General features: G+C 72.0%; 14 protein-coding genes. 6 read left to right on the top strand and 8 right to left on the bottom strand.

What is annotated here, in order from left to right; translation table 11 throughout:
• Positions 1-47: 47 nt before the first annotated feature.
• Entirely contained in the window at positions 48-1,085 is a 1,038-nt protein-coding gene (locus ACIPK3_RS01515) for a hypothetical protein (protein ID WP_402565593.1), read from the top strand.
• A 262-nt stretch (positions 1,086-1,347) separates the two neighbouring features.
• Here ACIPK3_RS01515 and ACIPK3_RS01510 read toward each other — a convergent pair whose 3' ends face one another.
• The gene (locus ACIPK3_RS01510; protein ID WP_402565591.1) at positions 1,348-3,093 is read right to left on the bottom strand and encodes a TIGR03767 family metallophosphoesterase; all 1,746 of its coding nucleotides are present in this window, start codon (positions 3,091-3,093) and stop codon (positions 1,348-1,350) included.
• Between the two features lie 199 nt (positions 3,094-3,292).
• Positions 3,293-3,766 (bottom strand): NUDIX hydrolase, encoded by a 474-nt coding sequence (locus tag ACIPK3_RS01505; RefSeq protein ID WP_402565589.1) that lies wholly within the window; start codon positions 3,764-3,766, stop codon positions 3,293-3,295.
• Positions 3,767-3,972: 206 nt separating this feature from the next.
• On the opposite strand from ACIPK3_RS01505, the gene ACIPK3_RS01500 reads away from it, so the two are divergent.
• The gene (locus ACIPK3_RS01500; RefSeq protein WP_402565587.1) at positions 3,973-7,281 is read left to right on the top strand and encodes a S8 family serine peptidase; all 3,309 of its coding nucleotides are present in this window, start codon (positions 3,973-3,975) and stop codon (positions 7,279-7,281) included.
• Positions 7,282-7,541: 260 nt separating this feature from the next.
• A complete protein-coding gene (locus ACIPK3_RS01495; RefSeq protein ID WP_402565585.1) occupies positions 7,542-8,561 on the top strand; it encodes an aspartate-semialdehyde dehydrogenase in 1,020 nt (339 codons plus the stop codon).
• Between the two features lie 56 nt (positions 8,562-8,617).
• On the opposite strand, the gene ACIPK3_RS01490 is transcribed toward ACIPK3_RS01495, so the two are convergent.
• Complete coding sequence (locus ACIPK3_RS01490; RefSeq protein ID WP_402565583.1) at positions 8,618-9,115, bottom strand: DUF1203 domain-containing protein; 498 nt, start codon at positions 9,113-9,115, stop codon at positions 8,618-8,620.
• Between the two features lie 164 nt (positions 9,116-9,279).
• Here ACIPK3_RS01490 and pepN point away from each other — a divergent pair, with 164 nt between their 5' ends.
• On the top strand, positions 9,280-11,853 hold the full coding sequence (gene pepN, locus ACIPK3_RS01485; protein WP_402565581.1) for an aminopeptidase N: 2,574 nt from the start codon (positions 9,280-9,282) through the stop codon (positions 11,851-11,853).
• Positions 11,854-11,944: 91 nt separating this feature from the next.
• Here the strand turns inward: pepN and ACIPK3_RS01480 are convergent, their stop codons facing one another.
• Positions 11,945-13,372 (bottom strand): FAD-dependent monooxygenase, encoded by a 1,428-nt coding sequence (locus ACIPK3_RS01480; protein WP_402565579.1) that lies wholly within the window; start codon positions 13,370-13,372, stop codon positions 11,945-11,947.
• Between the two features lie 128 nt (positions 13,373-13,500).
• Here ACIPK3_RS01480 and ACIPK3_RS01475 point away from each other — a divergent pair, with 128 nt between their 5' ends.
• On the top strand, positions 13,501-14,073 hold the full coding sequence (locus tag ACIPK3_RS01475) for a TetR family transcriptional regulator (protein ID WP_402565577.1): 573 nt from the start codon (positions 13,501-13,503) through the stop codon (positions 14,071-14,073).
• A 91-nt stretch (positions 14,074-14,164) separates the two neighbouring features.
• Here the strand turns inward: ACIPK3_RS01475 and ACIPK3_RS01470 are convergent, their stop codons facing one another.
• From ACIPK3_RS01470 to ACIPK3_RS01455, 4 genes are all read right to left on the bottom strand, one after another.
• Positions 14,165-14,431: a hypothetical protein gene (locus tag ACIPK3_RS01470; RefSeq protein WP_402565576.1), complete on the bottom strand. Its 267-nt coding sequence runs from the start codon at positions 14,429-14,431 to the stop codon at positions 14,165-14,167.
• Between the two features lie 47 nt (positions 14,432-14,478).
• A complete protein-coding gene (malQ, locus tag ACIPK3_RS01465) occupies positions 14,479-16,560 on the bottom strand; it encodes a 4-alpha-glucanotransferase (RefSeq protein WP_402565574.1) in 2,082 nt (693 codons plus the stop codon).
• Entirely contained in the window at positions 16,561-16,821 is a 261-nt protein-coding gene (locus ACIPK3_RS01460) for a hypothetical protein (RefSeq protein WP_402565572.1), read from the bottom strand. It abuts the gene before it with no gap.
• A 259-nt stretch (positions 16,822-17,080) separates the two neighbouring features.
• Positions 17,081-17,617 carry an HNH endonuclease gene (locus ACIPK3_RS01455; RefSeq protein ID WP_402565571.1) on the bottom strand — a complete coding sequence of 179 codons (537 nt, stop codon included), beginning with the start codon at positions 17,615-17,617 and terminating at the stop codon, positions 17,081-17,083.
• 360 nt (positions 17,618-17,977) lie between these two features.
• Here ACIPK3_RS01455 and ACIPK3_RS01450 point away from each other — a divergent pair, with 360 nt between their 5' ends.
• Positions 17,978-19,084: a mechanosensitive ion channel family protein gene (locus ACIPK3_RS01450; protein ID WP_402565569.1), complete on the top strand. Its 1,107-nt coding sequence runs from the start codon at positions 17,978-17,980 to the stop codon at positions 19,082-19,084.
• Positions 19,085-19,238 lie beyond the last annotated feature (154 nt).

Below are 19,238 nucleotides of genomic sequence, written 5' to 3'. Positions count from 1 at the left end.
GTGTAACAGGGGTTAAGGAGCGGATCCGGCGCGGGAATCCCGTCGGCATGACCCACAACACCCCGCTCTCCCCCCGCCCCCTCCGTCACCTCGCCGAGGTGCACCGCCGTGTGCTGTCGACGGCCCAGCTCCGCGCCCACGGCATCTCGACCGCCGAGCAGCACGAGCAGTGCCGCCCCGACGGCCCCTGGCAACAGGTGCTGCCCGGGGTGGTGCTGCTGCACCCAGGGCCGCCCACCAACGCGGAGCGCCTGCACGCGGCCCTGCTGTACGCGGCACGCGAGCCGGTACCGGGCGTGCCGACCCAGCCCCGGCCCGACGCGCCGCACCGCCCGCTCTACGCGGAGGCGATGATCACCGGCCTCGCGGCGCTGTCCCTGTACCGCTTCACCTCCGTCCCCCAGCTCACCGTCCAGGAACGCGTCGACGTACTGGTCCCGCGGCCACGGCGGCTGCGCAGCACCGGCCATGTCCGCATCGTGCGCACGCCGGATCTGCCGGTGCCCCTGCTGATCGCCGGGATCCCGGTGGCTCCGGTACCGCGCGCCCTCGCGGACGCGGTGGCGGAACTCACCGAGGCGGACGCCGTACGCCGGCTGCTGACCGAGGCGGTACGGGACGGGCACTGCGAACCGGTCGCCGTGGTGGCCGAGTTGAACCGGGCGAAGCTGCTCACGCGCCCGCACGTGGTGGACGCCGTGGACTCCCTGCTGGCCGAGGGGAGGGCGATCGCGGAGGACCGCCTGTACCGGATGGTCCAGGAGTACGGTCTGCCCGACCCGGTGTGGAACGTGGACCTGCGGCTGCCGGGCGGCCCGCACCTCGGCGGTCTGGACGCCTACTGGCCGGACCTGGCGGTCGCGCTGGAACTGGACATGAGGGCACCGCGGCAGGAGGACGACGCCCTGTGGTCGGAGTACGCCCGCAAGCGGGAACTGCTGGAGCGGCTCGGCATCACGGTCGTCCACATCACCCCGGCGAAGCTGCGGGAGTCCCTGCGGCAGCAGGCGGCGGTGGTGCGTACGGCACTGATGGCGTCCCGGGACCGGGATCCGGCCGCACCGGTGGTGGTGCTGCCCCGGTAGGGAGGGACCGGGAGTGCGCAGGAGGGGAGAGGAGGGGCCGCCGCCCGGTGACACGGGCGGCGGCCCCTCCTCGTACGCCGGTGACTGCCGGGGACGCGACGGCGCCCCGTGGGCCCACTCGTCACTCAACGAGTCCATGCGCTCTTGGCACAAGCAAACCGACGCTACCCAGGGGCGTGCGGCGCCACCAACCATGCATCCGTCAAGATCGCATCAAACCGGGAAGGGGGACGGGAAGGGGAGAGCCGAAGAAGCGCGGAGCTCAGCGCTTCTTCAGGACCAGTTCGGTGTTCCGGTCGCCCGGGGTGCCCGCGAGGGTCTTGCTCGCGCCGGGGGCGTTGAAGGACAGCTCGCGGTAGAGCGCGGCCAGACCGGTCTGGGAGAGGTCGGTGAAGTCGGTGTGGTGGGGGGCGGCGGACTCGATCAGTGTGGTGAAGAGGGAGAGCGTGCCGTCCTTGTTGTCGACCAGTTCGATCACCCGGGCGAGCTGGGGGAAGTCGACGTGGGAGGCGGTGGAGATCTCCCAGAAGGAGCGGCCGCCGGACGCCTTGTGCGGGGTGATGACGTTCTTGTGGATGTGCCCGTTCACCCAGGCCAGGACGTTGGTGTGGCGCGCGAGGAGGGAGACGGCCTCGGCCCCGGTGTGGCGGCGGTCGCCGGGGTGGGCCGGGTCGGGGCGGGTGTTGGTCATCGTCTTGCTGGTGTGGTGGCTGAAGACGACCGCGTACGAGTCCTTGTTGTGCTTCAACGTCCTGTCGAGCCACTTCAGCTGGGCCGTTCCGATGGAGCCGTCGTAGTGGCCGCCGGCGTCGGTGGTGTCCAGGCTGATGCCGATCACGTCGTCCGAGATGCGGAAGACGTAGTACTGGGTGCCCGCGGCAAGGTTCGCCGCCGAGTAGCCGTGGCCGACCGGCCCGTGGCCCCGGTGGGCCGGGTCCAGATGGGCCTTGAGGTAGTCGGCCACGGTGTAGGGGGCCCGCTTCTCGTCCGGGGTGACCGAGCGCGCGGAGCGGGCGTGGGCCTTGAGGAAGTCGCGGTAGCCGATGCCCCTGGGGTCCCTGGCGTGGCTGACGGCGTCCTGCAGCTTCCTGGCGTCGGCGTCGGGCACGCTCATCAGCTTCTTGCCGCTGATGGCCGCGTGGGCGAGGTAGGGGTCGCCGTGGGAGCCGTAGCAGCCGAGCGGGAGGGAGTCGTGGTTTCCGACCGTCGAGTACCAGGGCAGCCCGAGGCCGGGGCTGCGGACCTCGCGGATCGCGGCGGCCAGATAGCCGTCGAGCTGCGGGAACCCGAGCGTCTTGTCGTTGTCGCGCAGTGTCGAGCCGGGCTGCCAGTAGAGCTTGAGGCCGCTGTTCTGGACACCCTCGTAGTGCCGCGGGTCCCCGGTGTTGGGGGTGAGGTGGCCGCCGCTCATGATCTTCATGAACCACTCCAGTTCGGAGTGGGCGTTGTTGTCGGTGTTGTCGCCGGTCGTCATGACGAAGCGCAGCGGGGAGCCGGTGACGGGCGCGCCCCGCAGCGCGTTGACCCGTTCGACGAGCGAGACGGCGCCCTGCACGGTCAGCGCCTCCTGCGGGCGCCAGGTGTGCTTGTTCGCGGCGCGCAGGAACTCCAGGCGCAGCGGGTGCTGGGCGTCGATCAGATGCAGGTCGGTGAACTGCACGAAGGAGGCGAGGGCGGTGCGGCGGCTCGCGCGCCCGGACTTGGGGGTGGCGAGGTCGGCGCGCACGACGCGCCGCCACCCGGGGCCGTCGCCGAGGCGGCGGTAGCCGGAGGCGGTGCGGGGGGTGGCGACGGAGGCGACGGTGGTGCCCCTGGTGTAGGGGGCGGGCGGGGTCGCGGGGACCCGCTCGGAGGCGGCGGCCGGGATCTCGGACGTGGTGGCGGCCTGGCTGTCGGTGGGCCGCAGGGCGTAGCCGACGCCCGCGGTGACGGACGCCGCTCCGGCGGCGAGGACGGTACGGCGGCTGACCCCCAGCGCGGGGGTGGCGACAGAGCGTGTGCGCGACATGGCGCGGTCTCCCCGGGTGCGAACGCGTCGGCGGTGGCTGCGAGCGCCCGCCTGTCGCGGACAACCCGCTCGCCTGGATCGTCGGCAGCGGGGATGACCTGCGCGTGAACGAGGCGGCAACGGGCGACGCCGATCGCCGTACGGGGATCCCGGGGTGCGCGGGCCGCCATGGAGATGCTTTCGGGCGGCCCGGAGGCGGTCACTCCATGTTCATCTGCCGGGGTAGGAGCAACCGCCCCGACGCCGGCCGCTCCCGCCACAGCCGCAGCGCGGTGTCGACCAGCCGGATCCGGTCGAGACCGGGTACGGCGGCCAGGTCCTGCCAGGCGGCGAGGTCGGTGGAGCCGTCGACCTCGTTGCGGAGCTCGCCGCCGGTGATCCGGGCCTCGTAGACGATCCGCACGCCGTGCTGGTCCGTGGGGCGGCGCAGCCGGGTGTGCCGGAACACATGGCGGGCGGAGTCAACGCCGAGCAGCCCGGTCACCTCGATGCGGTATCCGGTCTCCTCGGCCACCTCCCGCCGCACGGTGTCGTAGGGATCCTCGCCGTGCTCCATGCCTCCGCCGGGCAGCACCCATTCGTGCTTGCCGCCGGGAGCCGGCGAGCGGGCCAACAGGATCTGTCCGTCTCGGACACACACGGCGTAGGCCGCCACCCGCAACTTCTGGCGCACGGGGGGACGTTAACGTGTACCAGGCGTCCCGCTCACTACACGTATTCCAGGCGGAACCGCTCGATTCGGGACTCGGCCCCCCAAATCAGATAGCGGGTTTTCCCCATACATGGATCTCGATTCGGTCAACGGTCCCCAAAGCCCGATCCCTTGGGTAAGGCTGTGCGCTCGTCCGGCACTGGAGTGTCTACCAACAAGGGATGCCGATGACCCACACCCCTGAGCGCGATCCGATATCCGGCCCGAGACGCCTGGCCCGCATAGCCGTGGCCGTGGGCGTGGTGGCCGCTCTCTCCGCCGCCGGGCCGATCCCGCTGGCCCTCGCCTCGGACGCGCCGCCCGCCACGGCCGACCCGGGCGTCAAGTCCGCGGCCGCGAAGCTCGGTTCGGACGACGCCTCGCTGCTCGCCGACGCCAAGGCCGACGGCGACAAGAACGTCACGATGATGATCGCGACCGCGCCGGGCCAGACCGAGCAGGTGGCCGAGCAGCTGGACGCGGTCAAGGGCGGCTCGGTGGGCCGCACCTACGACAAGCTCGGCTATGTGCGGGCGACCGTCCCGACCGGCAAGGCGGACTCGGCGATCGCCGCCGCCGCGAAGCTGTCCGCGGTGCACGCGATCGACCTGCGCCAGGAGATCCAGCTCGACGACCCGACGCCCAGCGCGGACACCGCCAAGGGCGCCGGGGGCAGGCGGACCGCCGCCACCTACCCCGCGCCGGGCAGGAACACCCCGGCGAAGAACCCGTACAACCCGTCCTTCGAGACCGGCGCCGTGGACTTCGTCCGGCAGCACCCGAAGGCGGACGGCCGGGGCGTCACCATCGGCATCCTCGACTCCGGCGTCGACCTCGGCCACCCGGCGCTGCAGAAGACCAGCACCGGCGAGCGGAAGATCGTCGACTGGGTGACGGCGACCGACCCGCTCCTGGACAGCGACCAGACCTGGCGTCCGATGGTGACGTCCGTGTCCGGCCCGAGCTTCACCTACGGCGGCAAGTCGTGGGCGGCGCCCGCGGGGTCGTACCAGATCAGCACGTTCAAGGAGTCGTACACCACCGGCGGCGACGCGGCCGGTGACGCCAACCGCGACGGTGACACCACCGACTCCTGGGGCGTCCTGTACGACGCGGCGGCCGGTACGGTCACCGTCGACCTGAACAACAACAACGACTTCACCGACGACGCGCCGATGAAGCCGTACAAGGACGGCTACCAGGTCGGCTACTTCGGCACCGACAACCCGGCCACCGACGTGGTCGAGCGGCAGCCGTTCGTCGTGCAGATCCGCAAGGACGTGGCGATGGACCCGCTCGGCGGGACCTGGGTCGGCAAGAAGGCCGACTTCGTCAACATCGGCGTCATCGAGTCGGAGCACGGCACGCACGTCGCCGGCATCACCTCCGCCAACGGCCTGTTCGGCGGCAGGATGAACGGCGCCGCCCCCGGCGCGAAGATCGTCTCCTCCCGGGCCTGCACCTGGACCGGCGGCTGCACCAACGTCGCCCTCACCGAGGGCATGATCGACCTCGTCACCAACCGCGGTGTCGACATCGTCAACATGTCGATCGGCGGCCTGCCGGCGCTCAACGACGGCAACAACGCGCGCTCCGAGCTGTACACGCGGCTCATCGACACCTACGGCGTGCAGCTGGTGATCTCCGCGGGCAACTCGGGCCCCGGCGCCAACACCATCGGTGACCCGGGTCTGGCCGACAAGGTCATCTCGGTCGGCGCGGGCATCTCCAAGGAGACCTGGGCCGCCAACTACGGCTCCGAGGTGAAGAAGAAGTACCAGCTTCTCCCCTTCTCCTCCCGTGGCCCGCGCGAGGACGGCGGCTTCACGCCGACCCTCGTCGCCCCCGGTGCGGCGATCAACACCACCCAGACCTGGCTGCCGGGCTCCCCGGTCGCCGAGGCGGGCTACCCGCTGCCGGCCGGCTACTCGATGCTCCAGGGCACCTCGATGGCGTCCCCGCAGGCGGCGGGCGCGAGCGCGCTGCTGCTGAGCGCCGCCAAGGAGAAGGGCCTCACGCTCACCCCGGCCACCCTGCGCACGGCGCTCACCTCGACCGCCGACCACATCAGGGGCACGCAGGCGTACGAGGAGGGCGCGGGCGCCATCAACATCGTGGACGCGTGGAGCGCGATCCGCCACGACGCGACCGCCCACGACTACACCGTCAAGGCGCCGGTCGACACCGCGATCGACTACGCCCTGAAGACGCCGGGCTTCGGCACGGGTCTGTACGACCGTGAGGGCGGTCTGAAGGCCGGGCAGAAGAAGACGTACGACGTCACGATCACCCGTACCTCCGGCCCCGACAAGGCGGTCCGGCACGAGCTGCGCTTCGAGAACAACGCCGGGCACACCTTCCGGATCCTCGGCGACGACGTCGTGAGGCTGCCGCTGAACCAGCCGGTGACCGTCAAGGTCCAGGCGTCCCCGAAGTCCCAGGGCATCAAGAGCGCCATCCTGGAGCTCGACGACCCGAGGACCGTCGGCGTCGACAAGCAGATCCTCACCACGGTCGTGGTCGCCGCCCCGGTGAACTACACCTTCGCCAAGTCGAGCTCGGTGCAGCGCAACACCTCGCAGTCCTACTTCCTGAACGTCCCCGAGGGCGCCAAGTCCCTCGAGGTCGCGATCAGCGGGCTGAAGGACAAGAGCCAGACGCGGTTCATCGCGATCCACCCGTACGGCACTCCGGTGGACAACACCTCCACGCCGTACTGCTACAACAACTACCTCGACGGCAACGGCTGCAAGCCCGACGTGCGTTCGTACGCCGACCCGCAGGCCGGCGTCTGGGAGATCGAGGTCGAGGCGCGCCGCACCTCGCCGCTGCTCGACAACCCGTACAAGCTGGAGGCCACCGTGCTCGGCGCGGCCTTCGACCCGGAGACCGTGACCGTGCCCGAGGCCAAGGTCGGCACCCCGGCCACCGCCTCCTGGAAGGTGAACAACGGCTTCGCGGCCCTGGAGGGCAAGCTCGTCGGCGGCCCGCTCGGTTCCTCGAAGACGGACCGGCCGTCCATCGCCCAGGGCGCGAAGCAGACCACCACGGTGACCGTGCCGGAGGGCGCCAAGTCGCTGGACGTCGCCATCGGCGGTGTCTCCGACACGGCGGCCGACCTGGACCTGACGGTGTACGACGCGAGCGGCAAGCAGGTCGCGCAGTCCGCGGACGGCGACTCCGAGGAGGCGGTCTCCGTCCCCTCGCCGGCCGCCGGTACCTACACCATCGAGGTCGTCGGCTACTCGGTCCCGTCGGGCAGCACCGCCTACGACTACCGTGACGTGTTCTTCTCCGCCTCGCTCGGCACGGTCACCGTCGCCGACTCGGCGCCGGTGAAGCTCGCCACGGGCGGCTCGGCCACGGTGAGCGGCCAGGTCACGGCGGCCGCGGAGGCTCCCGCGGGCCGCGAGTTCTTCGGGCGGGTCCAGCTGGTGAACGCGCGCGGCACGGTCGCGGGCACCGGCAGCGTGAAGATCGAGAAGGTCACGCCGTAACGGATCACGTGCGGTGAGGGGGCGGGCGTCCTGCGGGGCGCCCGCCCTCGCGTGTGCGCCCACCCTCGCGTGTGCGGTCGGCCTCCCGTGTGCGGTCGGCCACCGTGGGTGACACGGAGACGTTCGGGGGCGCGTCCGGAGTCGTATGTCACACGGGGGCGCCGTCCCATCACCCGGACAATGGATTGGACAGGACGGGCGTGGAGAGACGCATCATGGAGCGGCCACCAGGCCACATGCACATGAGTACGGAGGAACCCGTGAAGGTCGGAATCGTCGGAGCCACCGGTCAGGTGGGCACGGTCGTGCGCAGGATCCTCGTCGAGCGGAACTTCCCGGTGGACGAGCTGCGCCTGTTCGCCTCGGCACGCTCGGCCGGGACGGTCCTGGACGGTGTCACGGTGGAGGACGCGGCGACCGCCGACTACACGGGCCTCGACATCGTGATCTTCTCCGCGGGCGGCGCGACCTCCAGGGCGCTGGCCGAGAAGGTCGCCGCCCAGGGTGCCGTCGTGATCGACAACTCCTCCGCCTGGCGCAAGGACCCGGAGGTGCCCCTGGTGGTCTCCGAGGTGAACCCGCACGCCATCGCGAACCGCCCCAAGGGCATCATCGCCAACCCGAACTGCACCACCATGGCCGCCATGCCGGTGCTGCGCCCGCTGCACGCGGAGGCGGGCCTGGAAGCCCTGGTCGTCGCCACCTACCAGGCGGTGTCCGGCTCGGGCGTCGCGGGCGTGGCGGAGCTCCACGGGCAGGCGCAGAAGGTGATTGCCGAGGCGGACAGGCTGACCCACGACGGCGAGGCGGTCGACTTCCCCGAGCCGGGCGTCTACGCGCGGCCCATCGCCTTCAACGTGCTGCCGCTCGCCGGCAGCATCGTGGACGACGGTCTGAACGAGACCGACGAGGAGCAGAAGCTCCGCAACGAGTCCCGCAAGATCCTGGAGATCCCGGAGCTGAAGGTCTCCGGCACCTGTGTGCGCGTCCCGGTGTTCTCCGGCCACTCCCTCCAGGTCCATGCCCGCTTCTCCCGCCCGATCTCCCCGGAGCGGGCGACCGAGCTGCTCGCCGACGCGCCGGGCGTCGTCCTCACGGACATCCCGACCCCCCTCCAGGCGGCCGGCAAGGATCCGTCGTACGTCGGCCGCATCCGCCGCGACGAGACCGTGGACAACGGCCTGGCCCTGTTCCTCTCCAGCGACAACCTGCGCAAGGGCGCGGCGCTGAACGCCGTGCAGATCGCGGAGCTGGTGGCGGCGGAGCTGTCCGGCAAGTGACGCACGGGGAAGGGGCGGTCACGTGATCGTGGCCGCCCCTTCCGTCGTACCCGCGGTCATACCCGCCGGTTCCGGCGGACCTCGTACAGGAAGCAGCCGAACTCCACGGCCCGCACATGGACGAGCGCCACGTCCGGGTCCGTGAACGCCTCGGCGCAGGCGCCCTCCAGCGCGCCGGGCCCCTCCTCCACCAGGCGTCCGCCCAGGATGTGCCCCTCGGCCGAGTAGCGGCGGACCGTCCGGCGGCTGCCGGTGAACGGCCAGTTGCCCGCGTCGGGTCCCCCGCACTCCTCGGCGTGGACGAAGACGGGCCCCTGCTCGTCGTACGCCCCCGGATCGGCACCCGTCTCCGCAGCCCAGCGGCGCAGCGGCGCGTACGACACGAGGGCGATCCGCTCTCCCGGCACGCTGTGGCGCAGGCAGCAGCGCAGCGGCGCGCCGCCCTCGTGGTCCGTGAAGGGCGCCATGGGGCGGCCCGCGTCGTCGGCGGCGCGCAGTTCCCTCAGAGCCGCGGTGGCGATGGGGTGTGCGGTGGGTGCGGTGAGTGGCGTCATGTCCTCAAGGCTCGCGCGCGCCGGTTCCCGGCACCGGCGGGAAACGGACGTCGTGTGCGGAGGGCAAGGGCGAGGGCGGGGTGCCGCCGTGTACCCGGCCACCCCACATCGGCCCGCGCTCATGGAAGGATGTGCGAACCCACACATAACGAGGAGATGACCGCGTGCCTGGCACAAACCTGACTCGCGATGAGGCACAGCAGCGGGCGAAGCTGCTTGCCGTTGACTCGTACGAGATCGATCTCGACCTCTCCGGCGCGCAGGAGGGCGGCACCTACAGGTCCGTGACCACGGTGCGCTTCGACGTCGCGGAGGGCGGCGGCGAGTCCTTCATCGACCTGGTGGCCCCGGCGGTCCACGAGGTGACCCTCAACGGCGACCCGCTCGACGCCGGCACGGTCTTCAAGGACTCCAGGATCGCCCTGCCCGGGCTGCTGGCCGGGCGCAACATCCTCCGGGTCGTCGCCGACTGCGCCTACACCAACACCGGCGAGGGCCTGCACCGGTTCGTCGACCCGGTCGACGAGCAGGCCTACCTCTACACCCAGTTCGAGGTGCCGGACGCCCGCCGGGTGTTCGCCTGCTTCGAGCAGCCGGATCTGAAGGCGACGTTCCAGTTCACGGTGAAGGCGCCGGCCGGCTGGACGGTCATCTCCAACTCGCCGACGCCGGAGCCCTCGGACGACAGCTGGGTCTTCGAGCCGACGCCGCGCATCTCGTCGTACATCACCGCGCTGATCGTCGGCCCGTACCACTCCGTGCACAGCGTGTACGAGAAGGACGGGCAGAGCGTGCCGCTCGGCATCTACTGCCGTCCCTCGCTCGCCGAGTTCCTCGACTCGGACGCGATCTTCGAGGTGACCCGGCAGGGCTTCGACTGGTTCCAGGAGAAGTTCGACTACGACTACCCGTTCAAGAAGTACGACCAGCTGTTCGTGCCGGAGTTCAACGCGGGCGCGATGGAGAACGCGGGCGCGGTGACCATCCGCGACCAGTACGTCTTCCGGTCCAAGGTGACCGACGCGGCGTACGAGGTGCGTGCGGAGACGATCCTGCACGAGCTGGCCCACATGTGGTTCGGCGACCTGGTCACCATGGAGTGGTGGAACGACCTGTGGCTGAACGAGTCGTTCGCCACCTACACCTCGATCGCCTGCCAGGCGCACGCGCCCGGCTCGCGCTGGCCGCACGCGTGGACCACGTTCGCCAACTCCATGAAGACATGGGCCTACCGGCAGGACCAGCTGCCGTCCACGCACCCGATCATGGCCGAGATCAACGACCTGGACGACGTGCTGGTCAACTTCGACGGCATCACGTACGCGAAGGGCGCGAGCGTCCTCAAGCAGCTCGTCGCCTATGTCGGCATGGACGAGTTCTTCAAGGGCGTGCAGGCGTACTTCAAGCGGCACGCGTTCGGCAACACGCGGCTGTCCGACCTGCTGGGCGCGCTGGAGGAGACCTCCGGGCGGGACCTGAAGACCTGGTCGAAGGCGTGGCTGGAGACGGCCGGCATCAACGTCCTGCGCCCGGAGGTGGAGACCGACGCCGAGGGTGTCATCACCTCCTTCGCCGTCCGCCAGGAGGCCCCGGCGCTGCCGGCCGGCGCCAAGGGCGAGCCGGTGCTGCGCCCGCACCGCATCGCCATCGGCTTCTACGACCTGGACGAGACCGGCGGCAAGCTGGTGCGCACCGAGCGGGTCGAACTGGACGTCGACGGCGAGCTGACGGCCGTACCGCAGCTGGCGGGCAGGCACCGTCCGGCGGTCGTCCTGCTCAACGACGACGACCTGTCGTACGCGAAGGTCCGTCTGGACGAGCAGTCCCTGGCCTTCGTCACCGAGCACCTCGGCGACTTCGAGTCCTCGCTGCCCCGGGCCCTGTGCTGGTCGTCGGCGTGGGACATGACCCGCGACGCCGAACTCGCCACCCGTGACTACCTGTCCCTGGTGCTGTCCGGCATCGGCAAGGAGTCGGACATCGGCGTCGTGCAGTCGCTGCACCGCCAGGTGAAGATGGCCATCGAGCTGTACGCCGACCCGGCCGCCCGGGAGGCCCTGCTCACCCGCTGGACGGACGCCACGCTGGCCCACCTGCGGTCCGCGGCGCCGGGCGGCGACCACCAGCTGGCGTGGGCGCGGGCGTTCGCCGCTGCGGCACGTACACCGGAGCAGCTGGACCTCCTGGAGGGCCTGCTGGACGGCACGCACACCGTGGAGGGCCTGGCCGTCGACACGGAGCTGCGCTGGGCGTTCGTGGAGCGCCTCGCCGCGGTCGGCCGCTTCGACGAGGCGGAGATCGCGGGCGAGTACGAGCGGGACAGGACCGCCGCCGGCGAGCGCCACGCGGCCACCGCGCGCGCGGCCCGGCCGACGCCGGAGGCCAAGGCGGAGGCGTGGGCGTCGGTCATCGAGTCCGACAAGCTCCCGAACGCCGTGCAGGAGGCGGTGATCGGCGGCTTCGTGCAGACCGACCAGCGGGAGCTGCTGGCGCCGTACGCGGACAGGTTCTTCGAGGTCCTGAAGGACGTCTGGGACTCGCGTTCGCACGAGATCGCCCAGCAGATCGCGATCGGCCTGTACCCGTCGATCCAGGTGTCCCCGGAGACCCTGGCCCAGACCGACACCTGGCTCACCACGGCCGCTCCCAACGCGGCCCTGCGCCGCCTCGTCTCGGAGTCCCGCTCGGGCATCGAGCGGGCGCTGAAGGCACAGGCGGCGGACGCTACGGCGTCGTAGCGGCAGCCCGTACGACGAAGGGGCGCCCGGTCCTACCGGGCGCCCCTTCTCGTTGGGGCGCGGTGCGGGCGACGAGCCGCTCGGGGTGACGTCACCCCACGTGGGCGGCGAGCGCCGCCTCGATCGCCGCCGGGGTGGCGGAGTCGGCGGCCCAGGCCACGTATCCGTCGGGGCGCACCAGCACGGCGGTACGGCGGTCGCCCGCCCAGCGGACCGGGGTGAGGCGGTCCGTGCGGTGCCGGTCGTCCTGGTACGGGTCCGGGGTGATCAGCACGAACCGGCCGCCGCGCAGCGCCTCGTAGAGCCGGCCGCCGCCGGCCAGGGCCACGTCCGGGACGCGGGCACCGGTGAGGCGGTGGGCGCCGCGGGGGGCCGGGTAGTGGTAGCCGATGCCGGTGACCTGGCCGACGGCTCTGCGCCGGGCCGGGCCGACGGTGTTCAGGAACCTGACCAGAGCGGCGCGCAGCGCCAGGGTCCAGGGGCGCTTGGCCATGGCGAGCCGGACGATGCCGCCGCTGCTGCGGAGCACGGACCGGCCGACGGGGTGGCGTTCGGTCTGATAGGTGTCGAGCAGCGACTCGTCCGCGTGGCCGCCCGCCACCGCGGCCAGCTTCCAGCTCAGGTTGGCCGCGTCCTGGAGGCCGGTGTTCAGGCCCTGGCCTCCGGCCGGGGTGTGCACGTGCGCCGCGTCCCCGGCGAGGAAGACCCGGCCGACGCGGTAGGCGGGGACCTGACGCTCGTCGCAGTGGAAGCGTGACATCCAGCGGGCGTCGTACATCCCGTAGTCGCGGCCGAGGGCGAGCCGGGTGATCTCCTTGATCTCCTCGAGGTCGAGCGGCTCGCTGTCGGCGACGTTGCGGCTGCGGTGCCAGCCGATGACCCGGTGGTAGCCGTCCCCGAAGGGCGCGAGCAGGGCGAAGGCGTCGCCGACGGCGTTGACGGTGAGCACGCTGTCCGGCTGCTCCGCGAGCCGGACGTCAGCGAGGACCACGGAACGGATCACCGACCGGCCGGGGAAGGGCAGTCCGACCGCGGCGCGCACGGCGCTGCGCATGCCGTCGGTGCCGACCACACGGTCGGCCCGCAGGCTCCCGCTCTCCCCCTCGGGGCCGCGGAAGTCGACGGTGACACCGGTGGCGTCCTGGGTCAGCCCGGTGAGCTCCGTGTCGTACCGGAACTCCACCCCGGCCTCCACCGCGCGCCGCTCCAGCACCTTCTCCACCTCGTACTGCGGGATGACGAGGACGTGCCTGAAGCGGGAGGGGAGCGTGTCGAGGTCGATGTCGAGGTAGCCGAAGAGGCTGATCCGGTCGAGGCGCTGTCCGACGGCCTCCAGCTCGTCGGCGAGACCGCGGGCGTCGAGCTGCTCCAGGGTGCGGGCGTGCAGGACGAGGGCCCTGGAGAGGTTGCTGAGCCCGCGGGGGCGCTTTTCGAGGACGGTGACCGGGACCCGCGCGGCCGCGAGGTCGCCGGCGAGAAGCAGACCGGTGGGGCCGGAGCCCACGACGATCACGTTCATGAGTGCCTCCTGGGACTGCTCGCGTGCACTGTCAACAATTGTTGGCCAACACTCGTTGGCAACGCTACACCGCACACTCACCAAGTCAACACTTGTTGGCCCACAGATGTGGGCCTACGCTTGTTGGCATGATCGGAAGTTCCAGTCCCGCACGCCGCTCCGACGCCACCCGCAACTCCATCCTCGCCGCGGCGCGTGAGCGTTTCGCCGCCGACGGGTACGAACGGGCGACCATCCGCGCCATCGCCAAGGACGCGCGCATCGACCCGTCGATGGTGATGCGGTACTTCGGCAGCAAGGACGGACTGTTCGCGGCGGCGGTCGCGATCGACCTGCGCCTGCCCGACCTGGCGGCGGTGCCGCGCGAGGAGCTCGGCCAGGCGCTCGTGGGCCACTTCCTCGACCTGTGGGAGGGCAACGAGAAGCTGACGGCCGTGCTGCGGGTGGGTACCGCCACCCAGGCGGGGTCCGAGCATCTCCAGGGCGTCTTCCGCGACCAGTTGCTGCCCGCGACCCGGCAGGCGTGCCCCGATCCCGAGCAGGTTCCGGCCCGGGCCGCGCTGTGCGCCGCGCAGCTGCTCGGGCTGGCGCTCACCCGCTATGTGCTGCGCTTTCCGCCCGCGGTGGCACTGACCCGCGAGGAGCTGACCGCCTGGCTCGGGCCCACCGTGCAGCGGTACCTCACGGCGAGCCACCCGTGACCGGCGCCCCCGTGCACACGCCGAGGGCGCCGGTCCCACCGCGGCAACGCGGCGGAGGACGGCGCCCTCGGCGGAATTCGGACGGGTGGGCTCAGACCTTGGCCTTGACCCTCGCCCCGGTGGGCTTGTGCACGCGGATCTTGGACTTGTCCAGGACCATCACCAGGCCCGCGATGACCACGAACAGGATGATCGGGAGCACGACGTAGAGGCCCAGCGTCTGGACGACGCTCAGGCCCTTACCCGGGTCGTCGCCGTCGTCGCGCGTGAGCGCGAGCGCGGGGGACGACATGAGCAGCATCATCAGCGTCGTACCGGCAGCCAGGGCGCCGGCGCGCAGGGCGTTCTTCTTGTCCACCTGCCAAAAATATCCAACGCCGATCGGGAGCGCGCGTCCGGGGTGCCCTACCGGACGCCGGCCCGCAGCACGTCGAGCAGCGCGCGCAGCCTCGGTGAGGCCGCGAGTTCCTCCAGGGTCACCGGGCGGCCCTCGGCGTCGGCGACGGGCAGGCGCCAGTTCGGGTACTGGTCCCAGGTCCCGGGGAGGTTCTGCGGGCGGCGGTCGCCCACACCGTCCGGGAGCCAGGCGCCGACCATACGGGCGGGGGTGCGCAGCAGGAAGCCGTACACCGCCTGGATCCGTGCCTCCTCGGTCGCGGTCGCCCCGTCAGGCAGCAGGCCGAGCCGGGTGAGCAGGGCCAGCCACTCGGTGGTGTCGGCAGCGGCCGCCGCGCGCTCCTCCTCCAGTGGGCGGGTCAGCAGACCGAGGCCGTCGCGCAGTTCCACGTGCTCGCCGGTGAGGCGGGCGGCGGTGGACGGCAGGTCGTGGGTGGTCGCGGTGGCCAGGGAGTCGGCGCGCCAGTCGGCGGGCGGCAGGGGACTGCCGTCGCCCTCCCAGTCCCGTTCGAACCACAGCACGGAGGTGCCGAGCACTCCGCGCCGTCGCAGCGTCTCGCGCACGCCCGGTTCCACGGTGCCCAGGTCCTCGCCGATCACCACCGCCCCGGCCCGGGAGGCCTCCAGCGCGAGGAGGGCGAGCATGGCCTCGGCGTCGTAGCGGACGTAGGTGCCCTCCGTCGGGGGCTGTCCGCGCGGCACCCACCACAGCCGGAACAGGCCCATCACATGGTCGATGCGCAGCGCGCCCGCGTAGCGGAACAGGGCGCGCAGCAGGCGCCGGTAGGGGGCGTAGCCGGTGGCCGCGAGACGGTCCGGGCGCCACGGCGGCAGGCCCCAGTCCTGGCCGCGGGCGTTGAAGGCGTCGGGCGGGGCGCCCACCGACATCCCGGCGGCGAAGTACTCCTGCTGCGCCCAGGCGTCGGCGCCCCCGGGATGCACGCCGACCGCGAGGTCGTGCACGATCCCGACCGGCATGCCCGCCTCGCGCGCGGCACGCTGGGCCGCGGTGAGCTGGGTGTCGGTCAGCCAGGCGAGCCAGGAGTGGAAGCCGACCCGGTCGCCGAGCTCGGCGCGGGCGCGGTCGGTGGCCGCCGAGCGGGGATCGCGCAGCTCCGGCGGCCAGCCGTGCCAGTCGGACCCGTGCACCTCGGCGAGCGCGCACCAGGTGGCGTGGTCCTCCAGGGCCTCCCCCTGCTCGGCACGGAACGCGGCGAGGGCGGCCTGCCGGCCGGGTCCGAGGGGTACCGCCCGCACCAGCTCCAGCGCCTCCCGCTTCAGCTCCCACACCGCGTCCCGGTCGATCAGCGCGTTCTTGTCGAGCACGGCGGCACGCAGCCGGTCCGCCCGCTCCAGCAGGGCGCGGACCCGCTCGCGGTCCTCCACGTACGCGAACTCGGGGACGTTCTCCACCCGCAGATGGACCGGGTCGGGGAAGCGGCGGGAGGAGGGCCGGTAGGGCGAGGGGTCGGTCGGGGCGCCGGGTACGGCCGCGTGCAGCGGGTTGACCTGGACGAATCCGGCGTCGGCGGTGCGTCCGGCCCAGTCCGCGAGCTCGGTCAGGTCACCGAGGTCGCCCATGCCCCAGGAGCGCCGGGACAGCAGGGAGTAGAGCTGGACGAGGAGTCCGTACGAGCGTCCGGCGGCGGTGGGCAGCCGGGCCGGGGCGACGATCAGCCGGGCCTCGGCGGTACGACCGTCGGGAGCGGCGGCGGTCACCCGGTGGACGCCGGTCGGGAGCCCTTCGGCGGTGGCGCGGGTCTCCCCCTGCTCGGTCTCGACCCGCAGCCGGGTACCGGGCGGCAGCGCGCCGAGGGCCGTGGGGGCGTCCTCGGAGGTGCCGGTCCAGTGGACCAGGGTGGGCGGCAGCAGGCGCTCGCGCAGTTCGCCCTCGCGGGCCGCGAGCGAGGTGCGGACGCCGAGCGGGGTGCTCGCGTCGACGCCGAGGGCGGCCAGGGCGGCGGTCACGGCAGTGGCGGACGCGGCGACCGTGTGGCCCGGGGAAGGGCTGTAGGCGGTGGCGACTCCGTGCAGCCCGGCGAGCCGGGACAGCTCCTCGTCGGGCGGGTCCGCGGGCCCGGGCGCGGTCACCTACCGCCCCGCGCCGCTCAGGAGCAGGCCGGTGAGGTCCGCGGTGGCGTCGGACTCGCTGGTCAGGGGGGCCGCCTCGGCGAGCGGCGGCTCGCTGGTCAGCGGCTCGGCGTCGGGCAGCGGCGGCTCGCTGGTCAGCGGGGCCTCGACGCAGGCGCTCTCCGCGCTGAATACGCAATAACCGGGGTCGTCGGATGTGGCGGACTGCTCCGCCTCGGGTTTGCACTGGGCCGGGAGCGAAAGGTGAGCCGATACGGCCACGGGGGCCTCCTTGTCGGTACGTCGGTACGCCGGTGCGCCGCCGAGCGCCGGGTCACGAGGGCCCGGGCGGTTTTCCGGATTACCGCAGGCCTACCCAGTCGGCGGGACGGCACTCCCGACGGCCGCCGAAGGGATGCCCGGATCACACTTCGTCCGCGGTGCGCCGGGGGCGCCGCACGCCCGTCCGGCCCCGGGAGCACAGGGGACTCCCGGGGCCGGTACACACGTGCGTACGCCGGGTACGCGAAGGCCCGGACCGTCAGGCGGAGATGCCGTCGATCCGGGCCATGGCGTCGTCCGCGCCGTACGGCTGCAAGTACGGCAGCCAGCGCGGATCCCTATGGCCGGTGCCGATGATGCGCCAGGCCAGGCCGGTGGGCGGAGCAGGTTTGTGGCGCAGCCGCCAGCCGATCTCCACAAGGTGGCGGTCGGCCTTCACGTGGTTGCATCGGCGGCAGGACGCCACCACGTTGTCCCAGACGTGCTTGCCCCCGCGGCTGCGCGGGATGACGTGGTCGACGCTGGTTGCGACGCCACCGCAGTACATGCACCGGCCCCCGTCGCGGGCGAACAGGGCCCGCCGGGTGAGCGGCACGGGACCCCGGTAGGGAACCCGGACGAATCGCTTGAGCCGGACCACGCTGGGTGCGGAGACTGTGACGGTTGCGCTGTGCAGAAAGGCGCCGGAGTCCTCCAAGGCGACAGCCTTGTTCTCCAGGACGAGGACGAGCGCGCGGCGGAGCGGTACGACACCGAGTGGCTCGTACGACGCGTTGAGGACCAGGACATGCGGCACGGGTGCCTCCTTGGGCGTCGGCGGCGCGTGGCTCGCGCCGGGACGATCTGCAGCCAGTCTCCCCTCTTGCCTGGTGGAAGCGCCACCATGTCCCGGTAACGGGCTCGGAGTGTTTTCAACCACACCGGACGCGTCCTCCGGTATTCATCCCCCGGACCAGGCCCAGTTCAAGCGTGGGGCGGGTCGGACGCGCCCCGGTCGTGCCCCCGTGAGCAGGGTCTCGCCCCCTCCGATCGGGAGGGCGCACACACAATGCCCCGTTAGTGTGGTTGCTCTGTCCGTCCGGTGACCTTCTCGTGACCTTGACTGCCCGTGACCGCCCCACCGGAGTGGACAGCGCACCACCTGGAGGTACCTGCCGTGTCCTTGTCCGCCGTCCTGCTGGCCGCCGGTGTGTCACCCTCGCCGACTCCCTCGGAGTCGCCGACCGTGACCGTCCCGACTCTCAAGGACGCCCAGGAGAGCGCGACGAACGCCGCCGGCTGGGTCGAACAGAACTGGTCGACCTGGCTCGCCATAGGCCTGCGGGTCGTGCTCGTCCTGGTCATCGCGGCGGTCCTGAGAACGGTCGTACTGCGGGCGATCACCAAGCTGATCGACAGGATGGCCCGGACCGGCGAGACCCCGGACGGCGCGGCCCTGACCGGTCTCCTGGTCAACGCCGAGCGCCGCCGTCAGCGGTCGCAGGCGATCGGCTCGGTGCTGCGTTCGGTGGCGAGCTTCGTGATCCTGGGCACCGCGGCACTGATGGTGCTGAGCACCTTCGAGATCAACCTCGCCCCACTGCTGGCCTCCGCCGGTGTCGCGGGCGTGGCGATCGGTTTCGGCGCCCGCAACCTGGTCACCGACTTCCTCTCCGGTGTGTTCATGATCCTTGAGGACCAGTACGGCGTCGGCGACCAGATCGACGCGGGCGTCGCGTCCGGCGAGGTCGTGGAGGTGGGCCTGCGGGTGACCAAGCTGCGCGGCGACAACGGTGAGATCTGGTACGTCCGCAACGGCGAGGTCAAGCGCATCGGCAACCTGTCCCAGGGCTGGGCCACGGCGGGTGTGGACGTGACCGTGAAGTCCTCCGAGGACCTGGACCGGGTGCGGGCCACGCTCGACGAGGTCGCCGAGAAGATGAGCAAGGAAGAGCCCTGGAACGAGCTCCTGTGGAGCGCCATCGAGGTCCTGGGCCTGGACTCCGTGCTGATCGACTCGATGGTGGTCCGGGTCTCGGCCAGGACCATGCCCGGCAAGTCGGTGGCCGTCGAACGCGAGCTGCGCTGGCGCATCAAGCGCGCCTTCGACGAGGCCGGCGTCCGCATCGTGGGCGGCGCGACGGCCGTGTCCCTCGACGAGGACCTCCCCGACCCGACGGCCACGGTCGCGGCCCCGTCGTCGTTCGCCAACGCGGACTCCCCGCAGTCCATCGCTGCGACCCCGATCACCGCGCAGCGGGCGGCGGCACCTCAGCCGAAGTAGGAGCAGGAGCAGAAGCAGAAGCAGAAGCAGAAGGCGCGGAGGAGGGGGGGGGCGGGGGGCGCCCCCCCCCCCCCGCCCCCCCGGGTCGTTTCGCCCCCGCGCCCCCGGGCTTCGGTGGCGTCGGAAGGGAAGTTTACGAAAAGCCGCCGGCCCG

The organism is Streptomyces sp. NPDC086787 (assembly GCF_044745865.1).
Taxonomy (GTDB): Bacteria; Actinomycetota; Actinomycetes; order Streptomycetales; family Streptomycetaceae; genus Streptomyces.
Note: the sequence above shows the minus strand (reverse complement) of the source record. Positions and strands in the feature narration are given on the sequence as shown.